The 18,370-nt window shown below is 55.6% G+C and carries 2 protein-coding genes; both read right to left on the reverse strand.

Annotated elements, in window-relative coordinates:
- Nucleotides 1–9,717, reverse strand: a complete 9,717-nt coding sequence (locus QT230_RS04105) for a non-ribosomal peptide synthetase (protein ID WP_308320297.1) — start codon at nt 9,715–9,717, stop codon at nt 1–3.
- Between the two features lie 3 nt (nt 9,718–9,720).
- The gene (locus QT230_RS04110) at nt 9,721–18,357 is read right to left on the reverse strand and encodes a non-ribosomal peptide synthetase (RefSeq protein WP_308320298.1); all 8,637 of its coding nucleotides are present in this window, start codon (nt 18,355–18,357) and stop codon (nt 9,721–9,723) included.
- Nucleotides 18,358–18,370: the final 13 nt, after the last annotated feature.

Below are 18,370 nucleotides of genomic sequence, written 5' to 3' on the forward strand. Positions count from 1 at the left end.
TCAGCTCTCCATACCATCTAATAGCGCTGCCATCTGTTCAAGCTGTGCGCCTTCTTCCTCTTTAGCGCCTTCACCCCATTTCTGAATGGACTCACACATTGAGGCCAAGGTAGCGCGCTCGAAATAACTGCGAAGAGGGAGCCGTATATCAAAATTTTCTTCCACCCTGGACTGTACCCTTAAAGCCGAAAGCGAATGGCCACCCAGCTCAAAGAAGTTGTCGTATCGCCCCACCTGTTCGATGCCAAGTATCTCTGACCAGATTTCCGCCAGCGCTTCTTCTACCTCGCCTTGGGGTGGCTCGTACTGCGAGCTACCGACCAAATCCGGAGCGGGCAGTGCCTTACGATCCACCTTGCCGTTGGCATTCAGCGGCAGTGCCTCGAGCGTGACCACGACGCCCGGCACCATATAATCCGGTAGCTTTTGACCCAGCGTTTCACGTAGTGAGCTGGTGTCGAACTCACTGTTAGTTTGGGGGACCACATAAGCCACCAGCCTAGAACCACCGGGGCCTTCTTGGGCGACCACTACTGACTCGCGAATCTCCGGCTGAGAGAGTAGTTCGGCTTCGATTTCACCAAGCTCGATACGCAGGCCGCGAATCTTCACTTGATGATCGAGGCGGCCCAGATACTCGAGCTGGCCATCCTCCCGCCAGCGCACCAGATCGCCGGTGCGGTAGAGGCGTTCGCTTTGCGCAAAAGGATCCGCGACAAAACGTTCTGAAGTAAGATCAGGGCGGTGCAGATAGCCCCGCGCCAAGCCCGCGCCACCAAGATAGAGTTCACCAGCGACTCCGGGCGGCGCCAAATTAAGATCGCCATCCAATACGTAGGTGCGAATACCGGCGATCGGCTGGCCGATCGCTACCTGGTTGCGCCCATCGTCTTGGCAAGTCCAGTGGGTAACATCAATCGCTGCTTCGGTGGGGCCATAGAGGTTGTAGAGTCCCGTGTGAGGCAGTCGAGCCAATACTTGGTTCTGCAGTTCAGTTGGTAGCGCTTCGCCGCTGCATACCAGACGCGTCAGGTTGGTACAGGTTTCTACCTCGCCATGGGCCAGGAAGGCCTGGAGCATTGAAGGTACGAAATGTAGTGTGGTGATTCCGTGGGTACGGATCAATTCGACTAGTTGGCCTGGCTCGCGGTGAGCGCCTGGTGGCGCCATCACCAGTCGGGCGCCCTGCATTAGCGGCCAGAAGAATTCCCATACAGAAACATCAAAGCTGAAGGGCGTTTTCTGTAGCACCGCATCGTCGGCCGTTAAGCCATAAGCCTCTTGCATCCACTGTAGGCGATTGGTCAGTGCATGGTGACGGTTGGCCACGCCCTTGGGTCGCCCGGTAGAACCCGAGGTGTAAATCACATAAGCGAGATATTCACCGTGCAGCGCCACCTGTGGGTTGGTTGACGCATGATCCGTGACATCCAACTGATCCAGCTCGATAACGCTTAAGCCATCGGTCAGAGGTAGAGCATCAACCAGATGTCGCTGAGTGAGTAACAGCTTGATGCCGCTGTCTTCGACCATATAGGCCAACCGATCGCTCGGATAATCTGGATCCAACGGTACATAAGCACCACCCGCTTTGAGAATACCCAATAGACCCACTACCATCTCAACTGAGCGCTCAACAGCGATGCCCACTCGGGTTTCGGGTTTTACGCCTAAACCAATCAGATAGTGGGCCAAGCGACTGGCGCGAGTATTGAGTTCGGCGTAGCTGAGTGACTGACCTGCGAACACTAATGCCGGAGCATCGGGGATTTCCGCAGCCTGCTGCTCAATCAGTTGATGGATTGGTGCAGCCGCGGAATACTGTTGGGTATTCTCTCCCCACTCACTCAACAACAGCTGCTCGTCTGTTCTAAGTAGGCTGATCTCACTTAATGGCTGTTGAGGCGCCGCTTCCAGGTTATCTACAATGCCTGCAATGGCTGAGTTCAAGTAATCACACAGCCGCTGTGCACCGATCAAACGGCTCACCTGGCCTACCAACTGGAAGCCGTTACCCAGGTCGTCCACCGACATCGTGATCGGATAGTTGGTACGCTCCTGCCCGCCCAGCACCTCCATACCTTCCCATGTATGAACAACCTCCCCCTCTTGCTGAGGTGCGCTGTAACGATAGTTCAGCAGACTCGTGAATAGTGGCGTTCCGCCAGACAACCCACTACAACGCTGTGCTAACCCAAGACTGGCATGTTCATGATGCATTAGCTCAGATAGGGTGTCGTGGGTTTGGCACAGGCACTTATCGGCACCCCGCGCCCCCATTTTAATACGCACTGGTAGCGTATTAATAAACATTCCCAACGCTCGCTCGACCCCTTCAGTACCCTGCATACGCCCGAACAGCACAGTGCCAAATACCACATCGTCATGCCCAGTCGTTTTGCTGAGCACCAAGGCCCAGGCTAGGTGAAATAGGCTAGCCGTGCTAACACCATGGCGCTGAGCCTGTTGCCGTACCTGCTGAGCTAGCTCCGCCGACAAAGGAACGCGCACTTCTTCGATATCGCTACCATTGCTGCGAATGTCTAATAGCCCAAAGGGTGCTGTCGGTTCTTCAACATCACCCAACTGCTCACGGAAGAAAGCCTCGTGATTCTCCAGACTTACCCCTAGCCGGGCCTGCGCCACGAAGTTGCGGAATGGTAGCGGCTTAGGCAGTTCGTCCTCACGACCTTGCTGGATCAGAGCAATTTCTTCCACCAGGAGCTCAAGGGTGGTGTGATCCATGACGAGATGGTGGCTAGGTAACTGCAACAACCAGCGTCCGTGCTCGGCATCGTAGGCAGCCAGCGCCCGAATCATAGGTGCTTGGCGCACATCAAGGCGATGGTGCTCAGAATCCACCAGGATGTATAGCCATTCGGCCACACCGCCGGAGGCCGCATCTGGCATGCTCGGCCACTCGATATCCAGCATGGCATGTCGATACACCACCTGCACCGGTTCGCGGAGTCCTTCCCAGTACACCGCAGTACGTAAAATATCGTGACGGGCTATGAGCTTATTAAAACCAGAAATAAATGCTTCCAGCCTCTCCCTGCTATCAAAGCCCAACAGCCGGGGCGTCACATAGGCATCGCCCTCTTCCTGCAGCCGGTGATGGAAGAGAATTCCCTCCTGTAATGGTGCCAGTGGATAGATATCCTGAATATTACTCGCCCCACCGGGCACTGCCGCTTCGATCTCACGAAGCTCTTCAGCATTAAGTTCTATTAGTGTTAGCATGTCAGGCTGAAGAGTCTGACAATCGTGAGGGATCAGACTGGGCGGAATGATGATCTCAACTTGCTCGGGTGCTTGCATCAACGCGTGAGCAAAGGATGCCAGTTCCGGGTATTGGAACAGAGTACGCACCTGCGCCGTCAGTCCCCGATGCCGCATTTGTTCCAACACCTTCAGAGCCAACAACGAATGGCCCCCCATCTCAAAGAAGTTGTCGTGGCGACCTACCTGCTCGACGCCAAGTATCTCTGACCAGATCTCTGCCAGCGCCTCTTCAATTTCGCCTTGAGGCGGCTCGTACTGCGAGCCACTGGCCAAATCTGGCTCGGGTAGGGCTTTGCGGTCTACTTTGCCGTTGGCATTCAGCGGGAGTGCCTCAAGCGTCACCACGATTCCCGGCACCATATAATCCGGTAGCTTTTTCCCTAGTCGCTCACGCAGTACAGCAGTATCAAGTTCACTGTCGGCCTGGGGAACCACATACGCGACTAGCCTAGAACCACCAGGGCCTTCTTGAGCGACCACCACCGCCTCGCGAACCGTCGGCTGAGAGAGTAGTTCGGCTTCGATCTCACCAAGCTCGATACGCAGGCCGCGGATCTTCACCTGGTGATCGAGGCGGCCCAGGTACTCGAGCTGGCCGTCCTCCCGCCAGCGTACTAGGTCACCGGTGCGGTAGAGGCGTTCGCCCTCTGTGAACGGATCGGCGATAAAGCGCTCCGCAGTGAGATCACTGCGATTGAGATAGCCACGGGCCAGACTTACCCCGCCCAGGTACAACTCTCCCGCGACGCCCTGTGGTACTAGGTTGAGTTCACCATCCAAGACGTAGGTACGAGTAGCGCTAATAGGTCGCCCAATGGGAATCTGACGGTGAACGTCATCACGGCACCACCAGTGAGTGACATGGATGGTGGTTTCGGTGGGGCCATAGAGATCATGCAGGTTGGCACCGTCGAGACACTCAGCCACGTCCTGCTGTAACGTGGCTGGAACGGCCTCGCCACCGCACATAATATGCTTGAGCCGCGTCTTGGCCTTAACATCGGGATAAGCCAGGAAGGCCTTGAGCATTGAGGGAACAAAATTGAGCGTGGTAACGCCGTGCCGCTCGATCAGCTCGATGATGCGCTCTGGGTCCCGATGGTCGCCTGGTTGGGCGATCACCAAACGTACCCCGACACTCAGCGGCCAGAAAATCTCCCATACAGAGACATCGAACCCGAACGGCGCCTTGTGCAGCACGGTATCTGTATCGGTTAGTTGGTAGGTCTCCTGCATCCAGAGCATGCAGTTGGTCAAGGCATCATGGCGGATGGCAGCGCCTTTGGGCCGGCCGGTAGAGCCAGAAGTGTAAATCACATAGGCGAGATGCTCGCCGTGCAGCGCCACTGCTGGATTGGAGGAGGCGTGATGTGCGACATCCAGCCGATCCAACTCAACAACACTGAGTCCATCCGCTACCGGCAATGATTCGCGTAAGTGGTGTTGAGTCAGCAGCAGTTCGATGCCACTATCTTCGGCGATGAAGGCCAGTCGCTCCAAGGGATACTCGGGATCTAGCGGCACATAGGCGCCGCCTGCCTTGAGAATCGCCAGCAGTCCCACCACCATCTCAATGGAGCGTTCCATAGCGATGCCCACTCGGGTTTCGGGCTTTACGCCTAAACCGATCAGATAGTGGGCCAAACGACTGGCACGGGTATTGAGTTCGGCGTAGCTGAGTGACTGCTCTTCAAATACTAGTGCCGTGACCTCTGGGGTTAACGCAGCTTGGCGCTCAATTAGATGGTGAATCGTCCCTACGTCAGGGTAGCCTTGGGCACTAGTACCCCACTCGGACAACTGCCCCTTTTCAGAATCACTCAGCAGATCAACATCGTTTACGGACTGGTCAGGATACTTAGCCAGCGCCTGGAGTAATGATTGATAATGGGCAGCAAGACGCTCGATAGTTGCAGAATTAAAAAGCTCGGCAGCATACACAAAAGTTGCTCGAAGCGTACCATCAGCCCCTTCGATTGTGTTCAGTGTCAGTTCAAATTGCGCGGCCTGCTCCCCCAAAGAGTAATTCTCGAAGGATAAATTCGGCAGGGTTAACAACGACTGTGAATCTTTTCGCTGATGGTTGAACATCACCTGGAAAAGCGGGCTGTGAGATAAGCTCCGTTCCGGTTGCAGCTCCTCGACAAGCTGCTCAAAGGGTAGATCTTGGTGCTCCTGCGCCCCTTGTGCTGCGCGCCTGCTTTGCTCTAACGCCTCGGCCAGACTCAATCGGTCATTCAACTGGTTGCGAAGTATCTGAGTATTAACGAAGAAGCCCACAACTCCCTGGGTTTCCGGTCGATGGCGGTTGGCGATTGGCACACCGACCCGGATATCTTCTTGTCCGGTATAGCGATACAGCAACGCTTGGAATCCCGTCAGCAGCGTCATAAATAGAGTGGCCCCAGCAGCCTTACTCCGCAGACGTAACCCACTCACCAGGGATTCTGGCAGCGCCACCTGGTGATGCGCAGCGCGATAACGACCATCATTGCGACGTGGGAAATCGATTGGTAATTGCAGTACTGGGTGCTCGCTACCCAGTTCCAGCTTCCAATAGGCCAGTTGGCGTTCCTTTTCACCCGCATCCATCCATTGACGCTGCCACACTGCATAATCAGCGTACTGAATTGGCAAGGCTGGCGGCTGCCAGGCTTCACCTGTCACACAAGCACGGTAGTCGGCAGCAAACTCATCAATGATCAACTGCATAGACCAGCCATCAGAGACAATGTGGTGCATCACCACTACCAGCAGATGATCATCTTCAGCACGCTGAATCACCCCCACACGTAGAAGCGGCCCAATTGAGAGATCAAAAGGGGTGTCGCAAATTTCTCGAACCGCAGTATCGGCAAGAATTTCACATTTTTCAGGCGAAATATTGCTTAAGTCGGAATAGCGAAAATCATATGCGTTTTTATCTAAGACAACCTGTTTCGCCAGGCCATCATTATTGGACACGAATACTGTCCGTAGTGACTCATGACGCTCCACCAAGGCCGTGAAACAACTCTGCAAAGCCTCAAGGTCTAACTTACCCTTTAGGTTTAGCGCCCCTGAGATATGGTAAGCCGTGCTTTTAGGCTCTAGTTGCCACAAAAACCACTGACGTGTTTGAGCATAAGATAAAGGCAATGACTTTGTTCGATCAGCGTTTGGCAACACAGGTATGGTTGGCTCTTGCTTCTTATCCTCTCCCTCACCCTGTAACTCATGTGCAAGTTCAGCAAGAGTTTGCTTCTCAAGTAACTGTTTAGGCGATACCCGCAAGCCACGCTTTCTTGCCCTAGCGACTACTTTCAGACTCAAAATCGAATCCCCCCCCAGCTCGAAGAAATTGTCGTTGCGCCCCACTCGCTCGCAGCCGATCACATCGGCCCATATCTCAGCTAGCGCCGTTTCGATATCGCCTTCGGGCGCAGCGTACATATCTCGGCTGGATGTCTTCAGTTCCGGCAGCGCCTTGCGATCCAACTTCCCATTGGCGGTTAGCGGCAGAGCCTCCAGCCGTACTATGGCGCTGGGCACCATATAGTCAGGCACGCGTTCGCCAAGCTGCGCGAGTAACGCGGCGTCATCGACATCACTCCCGGCGGCCATAACCACATAAGCACACAGTTGCGCGCGGCCTTCTTCGCTCTCCCGCGCGACGACTTCGGCCTCCGCAATACCCGGCTGATCGCGCAGCAGGGCAGCGATCTCGCTCGGCTCCACCCGATAACCGCGAATCTTGACCTGATCATCCACACGGCCAAGGAACTCCAGGCTACCGTCGGCCAGTTGGCGCACACGGTCACCGCTGCGATAGAGTCGCTCCCCCGCATGGAAGGGGCTGGCGACGAAACGTTCCGCTGTTTGCCCCAGCCGCTGTAGATAACCTTGAGCCAACCCAGGGCCACCCAAGTAGAGCTCGCCGGCAACGCCCTTCGGCACCGGATTAAGCCAGGGGTCGAGCACATAGGCCTGAGCATTGGCCAGCGGTTTGCCGATCGGCAGGGTGCTGGCAGCTCGAGCGGCTATGTCGGCTTGCTGGGTGAGAATACCGACCGTGGTTTCCGTAGGGCCGTAGTGATTAAGCACCTGGCAGTTTGGCTTGAGTTCGGCGATACGCGCCAGTAGCGCCCAGTCGGTCGCTTCGCCGCCCAGAATCAGGCGCTCGTGCGGAAGCACGTCAGCCGGAGTTGCCGCACTCAGCAGCGCCCGCAGGTGGCTAGGCACAATTTTGAGCACATCCACCTGCTGTTCGCGCATATAAGCCGCAAAGGCATCTGGGTCGAAGGCGCACTCGGGGGAAATAAGATGCAAGGTACGCCCGGTGCACAAGGCACCAAACAGCACGGTATGGCCCAGATCCGCCGCTACCGTCGATACCATCGCCATGTTGCGGGCACCTTCTGGTAGCGCCAGCGCTTCCAGAACGCCCTGCACGTAATTGGCCAGCGCACCGTGACTGACCGCTACCCCCTTGGGCTTGCCCGTGGAGCCAGAGGTATAGATCACATAAGCGGTCTGCTGGGGATGGATGATGGGCAGTTCGTGCTCTACTGCAGCCGGAATATAATCAGCAAACGCCAACTCCATTACCGGAACGTCACCGCTCCAGTCGCAAGCCGTGCAGCTCAGCAGCAAGCGAGCGCCACTATCAGCCAGTTGATAGGCCAAACGCTCCGTTGGCAGTTGCGGATCCAGCGGTACGAAGGCTCCGCCCGCTTTGAGTACGGCGAGGATACCAAGCACGTATTCACACGAACGCTCGGCGTGAATGGCAACACGCACCTCGGGGCCAACGCCTTCTGCGATTAGTGCTTGTGCCAGACGCTGGGCTCGAGCATCCAGGCTGGCATAAGTGACGCCATGATCCGGCTCATCTTGCATCGCAAGTTGTTGGGAATGCTCTTCGACGGCTCGATCCCAAAGCTGTATGACGCTCTCAGAAGGATATGCGGTAGATTTGCCCTCAAGCACCGAAGTGGGGGCAGGGATTTCGAGCGATGCCAACGGTGCATTTGGTTCTTTAAGCACTTGCTCAGCCAGACTTTGTAGTGCTCCGGCGAGTCTCTTGATTGTCTGTTCATCAAACAGTGCCGTCGCATAGGCGAAGACGCAGCGAATACCATCGGAGGAATCGGTAAAATCAAAGCTTAGATCGAAGTGAGCATCACCACCGCTGAGTTCTTCAAGATGTACCTTTAAATCACCTACGGTCTTTTCTCTTTCCAGCTCTTTCTGCTGGGTGCACTTGACCTGAAATAGCGGATGTACGCCAGGCTGGCGCCCAGGCTGTACCGCCTCTACCAAAGTATCGAAAGGAATATCCTGGTAGTCCTGCGCATCAAGCACGGTTTCTTTAACAGCGCCTAATAAACTGATAAAACCCTTGGTAGGCTCTAATAAAGTTCTCAGCACTTGAACATTGAGCAGGTAACCAATCAAACCATGTGTTTCAGCTTTGTTTCGATTAGCACTTGGAGAGCCTATCCGAATGTCGCTTTGTCCACTAAAGCGATGTAGCGTCAGCTTTAACAGTGACAGCATCACCATATACAGTGAAGCGCCATGCTCACGGGCTAGCTGATGAATACCGTGGCTCACCTCACGAGATAATTGAGCATGACACTGACCAGCTTTCGATGTTTCCAAGGAACCTCTTGGGCGATCAAAAGGAAGATCGATAGGCGCGTGCGAGTCCCCCAAGCGTTGGCGCCAATGGTCTAGCTGCCGCTCCATTTCGCCAGCCTCAAACCAACTCCGCTGCCATATCGCATAGTCACCAAACTGAATGGGTAACGATGGTAGTGCTGCATTACGTTGTTGGATTCGGGCTTCGTAAAGCTCGAATAGCTCATTGATGAGCAGTTGAATCGACCAACCGTCACAAGCGATATGGTGCAATACAATGGCAACCGCATGATGGTTAGTATTCAACTGGTACATTGCCATGCGGAATGGCGGTTCAACATCAAGCGCAAACGGGCGCTGAGAGAACTCGCCAATAAGGCGCTGTAGCTCTTTTTCCTGCTCTAACTCGGCATGGTGCTGCAAATCATCGTGTAATACCGGCACCTGCCAGCCACTGAGAACCTCCTGCTGAGGCTCTCCATCCTCGCTCTGAGGATATATTGTGCGGAGTACTTCATGACGCGTCACAAGGTCATTCACACTCGACTCGAATGCAGCAACATCCAGTGGGCCTTGCAAATGAAACACACCAGGCATGTTATAAGCTGGGCTTGCCGGATCAAGCTGCCATGTCAGCCATAAGCTACGCTGCGAATATGACAACGGAAATTGCTCAGCTCGGGTAGCCGACACGATAGGAAGCTCACGAAAATCGATGCCACTACTTCTCAGCTTATTCAAAAAACTTCGCTGCGCATCAAACTGTAATTCTGCAAAACGTTGAGCAATCTTTCTTTCATCCAATTCCATGCCTCACCCCTCCAATTCATTGAGCAGTTGATCCATAGTGGAGAGCCGCTTCGCGCGACCACCATCGGCATTCACCTGTTTTAACGCGACTTGTGTTGCCATTTTCGCCAGCGTCGGATATTCGAATATCAGCCGTACTGGCAACGCCTCTCCAAAACGCTGCGTGAAACTTGCTGATATCTGCATCGCTGCAAGCGAGTGGCCTCCTATTTCGAAGAAGTTGTCATGGCGCCCTACTCGTTCGACGCCAAGTACTTCAGACCAGATCTCTACCAGCGCTTCTTCCACCTCGCCTTGAGGCGGCTCATACTGCGAGCTACTGGCAAGATCAGGCTCGGGCAGGGCTTTGCGGTCTACTTTGCCGTTGGCATTCAGCGGCAAAGTATCGAGGGTGACCACAGCTCCCGGCACCATATAGTCCGGCAGTCGTTGTCCTAGTGCTTCACGTAGTGAACTGGTATCAAGTTGAATGTCGTCTTGGGGAACCACATAAGCGACTAACCTAGAACCACTGGGGCTATCTTGAGCGACCACCACCGCTTCGCGAACCTCCGGCTGAGAGAGCAGTTCAGCTTCAATCTCACCAAGTTCGATACGCAGGCCGCGTATCTTCACTTGATGATCAAGGCGGCCCAGATACTCAAGCTGGCCATCCTCCCGCCAACGCACTAGATCCCCCGTACGGTAGAGGCGCTCTCCCTCGGTGAACGGATCAGCGATAAAGCGCTCCGCCGTTAAGTCGCTACGATTGAGATATCCACGGGCTAGGCTTATCCCGCCCAGGTACAACTCTCCCGCGACGCCCTGTGGTACTAGGTTGAGTTCACCATCCAAGACGTAGGTGCAGGTGCCACTAATAGGCCTCCCAATGGGGATCTGGCGATGAGCCTCATCACGGCACCACCAGTGAGTGACATGAATCGTAGTTTCGGTGGGACCATAGAGGTCATGCAGGTGGGCACCATCAAGACACTCAGCCACGTCCTGCTGAAGTGTGGCTGGAACGGCCTCGCCACCACACATAATATGTTTGAGCCGCGTTTTGTCCTTAACATCTGGATAGGCCAGAAAGGCCTTGAGCATTGAGGGAACAAAATTGAGCGTGGTAACGCCGTGCCGCTCGATCAGCTCGATGATGCGCTCTGGGTCCCGATGGTCGCCTGGTTGGGCGATCACCAAACGTACCCCGACACTCAGCGGCCAGAAAATCTCCCATACAGAGACATCGAACCCGAACGGCGCCTTGTGCAGCACGGTATCTGTATCGGTTAGTTGGTAGGTCTCCTGCATCCAGAGCATGCAGTTGGTCAAGGCATCATGGCGGATGGCAGCGCCTTTGGGCCGGCCGGTAGAGCCAGAAGTGTAAATCACATAGGCGAGATGCTCGCCGTGCAGCGCCACTGCTGGATTGGAGGAGGCGTGATGTGCGACATCCAGCCGATCCAACTCAACAACACTGAGTCCATCCGCTACCGGCAATGATTCGCGTAAGTGGTGTTGAGTCAGCAGCAGTTCGATGCCACTATCTTCGGCGATGAAGGCCAGTCGCTCCAAGGGATACTCGGGATCTAGCGGCACATAGGCGCCGCCTGCCTTGAGAATCGCCAGCAGTCCCACCACCATCTCAATGGAGCGTTCCATAGCGATGCCCACTCGGGTTTCGGGCTTTACGCCTAAACCGATCAGATAGTGGGCCAAACGACTGGCACGGGTATTGAGTTCGGCGTAGCTGAGTGACTGCTCTTCAAATACTAGTGCCGTGACCTCTGGGGTTAACGCAGCTTGGCGCTCGATCAGCTGATGAATTGGTGAAGTGTCGCAATAATGCTGAGTATTCTCTCCCCACTCGCTCAACAACTGCTGCTCGTATTTTCCTAGCAGGCTGATTTCACTTATCGCGTGCTGCGGGGCACTTTGCAGACTCGCTACGATGCCTACCACCGCTGCGCGCATGTAATCACATAACCTTTCCGCGCCAACCGAACGGCTTACCAAGCCGGCTAGTTGGAAGCCCTCCCCCAAATCATCCACCGACATTCCCACTGGGTAATTAGTCCGTTCCTGCACACTTAGCGCCTCCATACCCTCCCAAGTAGGCGTGGTACTTCCTTCCAGTTGAGGCGCACTCAGACGGTAGTTCAGCAAGCTCGAAAACAACGGAGTGCCCCCAGGCAAACCACTGCAACGCTGCGCTAGGCCAAGACTGGCATGTTCGTGGCTCAGTAGCTCAGAGAGAGCATCATGCGTTTGCCGTAAGCATTCATCGACTCCTTGAGAACCCAGTGTGATGCGCAACGGCAGCGTATTAATAAATACTCCTAGTGCTTGTTCGGCACCTTCGATACCTTGCATACGTCCGGACAGCACCGTGCCAAACACCACATCATCTTTGCCGGTGGCTTTGGCCATTACCAGCGACCAGGCGAGATGGAAGAAGGCCGCCACGCTGACGCCGTGGCGCCGAGCCTGCTGGCGGATCGCCGCCGCTAGTTCACCATCAAGTACCAGACGCTGCTCGTCGATATCGTCACCATCACCTAGGACATCGTTGAGATCGAACGGCAGCGTACCCTCGTCAAGATCGCCAAGGCGACGGTGGAAGTAGGCCTGGTGCTCACTGTCAGACACGCCCAAGCGAGCCTGAGCGATGAAACTGCGGAATGGCATGGGCTCGGGAAGCTCCGCAGAACGCCCCTGCTCGATCAGGGCGATCTCTTTGACGACCTGCTTAACCGTCATATTGTCATCTATTAGATGGTGGATAAGTAACTGCAGCAGACAACCACTATCGACTGTGTCCTCAATGGCCACAGCTCGCATCAAGGGTGCGCGACGCACATCTATCCGGCAGCGACCGGGGCTGGCGGCGTGAGACAACCGTTCCAGGGGAGACAGCTTCGAGCCTTCAATACCATCGCCGGACGCCTTCCCAAGCCACTCCACCACCAGCGGTGCTTGGCGGAGGACAACCTGTACCGGTTCGTCGAGTCCTTCCCAGAAAAAAGCAGTTCGTAAGATATCGTGACGTGCCATTACTTGGTTAAAGCCATCGATGAAACTTGCCATGCGGGTGTGGTCGTCAAAACGCATGGTGTAGGAAGTGATGTAAGCATCACGCTCGGCGTGCAGCCGATGATGGAAGAGAATGCCCTCCTGCAGTGGCGCCAAGGGGTAGATGTCCTGAATATTGCTCCCCCCACCTAGTATCGTCGACTCAATGCGCGCAATCGCTTCCCGGTCGATCGATACCAGGGGGAGCATCCAGGGCTCGATAGTTTCACAGTGCTCGGGAATTAGGTTGGGCGGAACCTCCACCTTATGCAGGTTGTTAGCCGCTTCTAGCACCTGCGCGAAATCACTTAAACGCGGATGTTCGAACAACTCACGGATGGCAATATCCCGGCCTCGTTCGCGCAATCGCGCAATCAGCCGCAATGCAAGCAGCGAATGCCCGCCTAACTCGAAGAAATTATCGTGGCGGCCAACCCGCTCAACTTCCAGCACCTCACACCAGAGCCCTGCCAGACTGACTTCCCACTCGCCGCACGGCGCCTCGAACTCGCCATTCCCGACACCCATGTCGGGATCGGGCAGCGCGGCACGATCAAGCTTGCCATTGGTGGTTAATGGCAGAGCGTCCATGACGACCAGCGCGCTGGGTATCATATGGTCGGGGAGATGGTGACTCAGCCGTTTGCGCAGTACCTGAAGGTCGACTTCAACCACGGCCCCGACCATATACCCAACCAGCCGGTCGCCTCCAGGCCCTGAACACGCCACGACCACAGCATCACGAATTTCCGGCTGAGCCAACAGGCAGGCCTCGATTTCTCCGAGCTCGATACGGAAGCCGCGGATCTTGACCTGCTGGTCACCACGCCCCAGATACTCGAGCTGACCATCATCACGCCAGCGCCCCAGGTCGCCGGTGCGATATAACCGCCCACCTTCACTATCAAAAGGGTTGGCAACAAAGCGTTCGGCACTCAACCCGGCGCGCTTGAGATAGCCACGGGCAAGTCCTGCGCCCGATACGTAGAGCTCGCCGACAACGCCGATCGGCACGCGATTAAGGTCATTATCCAGCACCTCGATACCGAGGTCGGGAATGGCGACACCCACCGGGCTGCGCTGCCCTTGCAGATCCGCTGCGGTGATCGGGCGATAGGTCACGTGAACCGTCGTTTCGGTGATGCCATACATATTGATAAGGCGTGGATGCGTATCGCCGAAACACTCGATCCATGGCCGCAACATTGCAGGCTCCAGAGCTTCGCCACCGAAGATGACAACCCTCAGAGCGAGATCCTTACGTGTTTGGATGCCAGGCACGTTGATTAATTGACGGAAGGCAGATGGCGTCTGGTTGAGTACTGTCACTTGTTCCCGGCATAGCAGTTCAAGGAAATCTTCGGGGGAGCGACTGGTCCAGAACGGCACCACGACCAACTTGCCGCCCGTACAAAGGGCACCAAATATCTCCCATACCGAGAAGTCGAAGGCGTAGGAGTGAAACAGTGCCCAAGTGTCTTGCCCAGAAAATTCAAACCAACTCGCCGTAGCGTCAAGCAATCGCGTCACATTGGCGTGACTCAGTTGCGCGCCTTTAGGCTGGCCGGTAGAGCCCGAGGTATAAATGACATAGGCGAGGTTATCACCACTCAGCGCTAAACCCGGGTCGTGCGTCGGCTGCTCCGTGACGTCTAAGCTATCCAACGCGACACTAGTTAGCCATTCGCGCTGAGGGAGCTTCGTCGCCAGCTCAGACTGAGTAAGCAGCAGTTCAATGCCACTATCCTCGACCATATAGGCGAGCCGTTCGGCGGGGTAATCCGGATCCAGCGGCACATAGGCGCCACCCGCCTTGAGAATCGCCAGCAGCCCCACCACCATCTCGATGGAGCGCTCAACGGCAATACCCACTCGGGTCTCGGGCTTTACGCCTAGACCTATCAAGTAGTGAGCCAAACAGTTGGCACGAGCGTTGAGTTCGGCGTAGCTGAGTGACTGATCCTCAAATACTAGTGCCGTGGCCTCTGGGGTTGCCGCAGTCTGGCGTTCAATTAGGTGATGGATAGACGGGGCCTCAGGATACCGTTGAGAAGTTTTACCCCATTCCTGTAATTGAAGTTGCTCACCTTTATCAAGCAGCTCAATATCCCCTAATGCCTGCTCTGGTGACTTAAGTGAATTTTTCAGTAAGGCCTGAAAATATCCCGCTAAGCGCTGGATAGTGCTGGGTTCGAAAAGAGCCGAAGCATAAATAATACTGAATTCCAACTGTCCATCTGGGGACTCACGTACATCCAGTGTCAAATCGAACTGAGCATCCTGCTGCAGTAACTCCACGCCTGTAAGCGCTTGGTCGGGCAACGCCCGAAATGCACTTAGATCCTCTTGCCGATAGTTGAGAACAACCTGAAAAAGAGGATTCTGAGTCGAACTACGCGCAGGCTGAAGCGCTTCAACTAACTGCTCAAAAGGTAAGCTTGAGTGCGCCAGAGCACCGATAACAGCGTCTTGACACTGTGTCAGTATCGTTTCAAATGAGTGGCGACTATCGATATCATTGCGCAACACTAAAGTATTGACGAAAAAACCGATTACCCCCTCTATTTCCTGACGCTGTCGATTAGCAACCGGCACTCCCACGCGGATCTCTTGCTGCCCGCTATACCGGTGCAACAGTCCTTGAAAGGCTGCCAAGAGCACAGTGAAAAGGCTTGTATTCTGACTCTCGGCGAGTCGGCGCAGGCCCACTTGGAGCTCGTTGGAAAGAGCAAACTCATGCTGACCGGCACGCTTAGCCGTCGACGCCTGACGGGGATGATCAGTTGGCAAGTCCAACACAGGGTGCTCACTGCCAAGCTGTTGTTTCCAATAAGCAAGCTGTCTCTCACCCTCACCGGCTGCCAGCCAGTCACGCTGCCAACTTGCGTAGTCAGCGTATTGGACACGCAACTCAGGCAACTGAGCAGGCTCACTACGAATATGGGCGCGGTAAGAAGCCACCAACTCATCGAGCATAATCTGCATCGATACGCCATCGGAGATAATGTGATGCATGACAACGACCAAGGCATACGCATCGTCGCTCACACGCAGCAACGCCGCTCGCAACAGAGGGCCTGTTGAGAGATCGAAGGGCTCGTTATTAAGCCTTCGGATCGCATCTTCCTCGTTCTGCTTCAACTGATCGGCGGGCACGTCACGAAAATCGACGATTTCCAGCCCAAAGGAAGCGTCAGGTCTAATTAACTGCTTGGGAACTCCCTCATCGTCAACGTAAAACAAGGTACGCAGCGACTCATGCCGTGCTATCAAACCGTCAAAAGCATCATGCATTGCTGCAGTGTTCAATTGGCCTGATAAACGCAGAACGCCACCGATATGATAAGCCGTGCTCTCAGGCTCCAGTTGCCATAAGAACCATAGGCGTTGCTGGTCATGAGAGAGAGGCAGTGGCTCAGCACGACGCGCAGTTGACAATACCGGGATAGGCAAACGACCCAAATTGGTATGATCATTTCTTATGCGCTCGACTTCCTTCGCCATAGCAGACAGTGAGAAATTCTCGAAAACTGACTTAACTGAAAAATCAAGCGCCCAATGCTCGCTAATGCGTGAAGCCAGCTGCACCGCCGCCAGAGAATTACCACCACTAGCAAAGAAGTGGGCATTGCTCCCCAGTGGCGTTACCTGGTCATCGCCCAGCACTTGGCGCCATAGCGTCGCTAACTTCTGCTCCGTTTCGCTCCCAGCTTCTGCGGTAGAGTGCGATGACTCTCCACCACCAGCGCCCTCATCGTCGCCACCGCTGACAAAATGCCCAAAGGCGTGAATGGCGTAGGCATCCAGACTGCCCGCCTCCCAGCCTTGACGGCAGGCGCTGCGCTGTAACTTGCCGCTGGAGGTTTTAGGAAGGCCGCCGGGGTTGAGTAGTATCGCGACAGAAAGCGGCTCATGGCAGGCGGACCCTACCGCCTCACTAAGCGCCTCGATCAACTTCTCGGCGGGTACCAGCTTCTGCATACCGCGGGAGACTTCTGCCGCAACGCCGATCCCTTCAGCGCCTTCCGGCGTGGTCACGGCAAAGGCCGCCACGCGCCCTTTGCGCACGGCTTCCACTTCCGCCTCGACAGCGCTCTCGATATCCTGGGGATAAACGTTATGGCCGCGCAGAATGATCAGGTCTTTAATACGCCCGGCGATATACAACTGCCCTTGGTGCAAAAAGCCTAGATCGCCGGTACGTAGCCAGCGATCGTCTCGGGCGTCGAGGCCTTGTGCATTGGTATTGTGAGCCTCGCTATCGTGAGCCCCGGTACGTTGCCAGCTAACGCCATCCCGGGTAACGAAAGTTTGGGCCGTGGCTTCGGGGTTCTGCCAATACCCATGTGCCACGCTGGGTCCATTGACCCAGATCTCGCCGACGTCGCCTTCGGGCAGCGAGTGAAGCCCCTCTGGATCAACAATGTCGATTGCGTGACCTGGTTCCGGCGTGCCGCAGCCTACCAGCGTATTGCCTTCAACCGCTGAAGCGGCCTTCCCCTCAGCCAGCGACTTTTGCGAAAAAGCCGTGCCCACCACGCCTGTACCGCGTGAGTTACAGCTGACCAATAGCGTGGCTTCAGCCAAGCCATAGCAGGGTGCTGCGGTGTCAGCGGCAAAGCCCGCCGGGCGAAAGCGTTCAATAAAGCCAGTGAGAGTCGTGTAACGTACCGGCTCGGCACCTGAAAACGCGACCCGCCAGCTGGATAAATCGAGTGTCTCAATCTGTTCGTCGCGAATACGATCAAGGCACAGCCGATAAGCAAAATCGGGGCCGCCGCTCATGGTGCCCCGATGGCGGGAAATCGCTTCCAGCCAGCGTACCGGCCGCTGTAAAAAGAAGGTGGGGCTCATTAATACCAAAGGAATACCGCGATAAATGGGCTGTAACAATCCGCCGATCAGGCCCATATCGTGATAAAGCGGCAGCCAACTGACGAAAACATCGTCGGCACCAATCGCAAAGCCTGTCTCGATAGCACGCTCGTTGGCCATCAAGTTGCCATGGCTGACCATGACTCCTTTGGGCGTGGCTGTGGAGCCTGAGGTGTATTGCAAAAAGGCGATATCATCGCGCTTGGGGCGATGCTCGACCCAGTGTTCAGCGCGGCTCTCATCTACGGCATCCACGGGGATCAGTTCGGCGCTACCGAATCCCTTGCTGGCCGATGCGACCACATCAATAATCGTCGTAGAGGTAAGCACACAGGCAGCCTGGGAGTCGGCGGCAATGGCCAGCAGACGCGCCAGGTGCTGCTGCTTGGCCGACTCCGGCGGGAAGACCGGCACGGCAATCACCCCGGCATATAGGCAGGCGAAGAACGCCACCACGTAGTGCTCATCGTTATCCAGCAGGATCAAGGCACGCTCACCCGCCGGGAACCGCTGCTGTAGCTCGCTGGCCAAAGCACGCGAACGCCGCTCCAAGGTGGCGTAATCAAGGGTGGTATCACCTTGAGCGTTCACCACTATCAGCGCCCTGTCATGGGGCCTTTCCTGGGCTAAGCGACTTAAATGCTCTACAAAGTTGTTAGAAACACCGTTGTGGGGCGAGCTACTGAACGTTGTCTGGGCGTGCCTAATATTCATATGCGTACCTGCT

This window comes from Halomonas sp. SpR8, assembly GCF_031010195.1.
Taxonomy (GTDB): Bacteria; Pseudomonadota; Gammaproteobacteria; order Pseudomonadales; family Halomonadaceae; genus Vreelandella.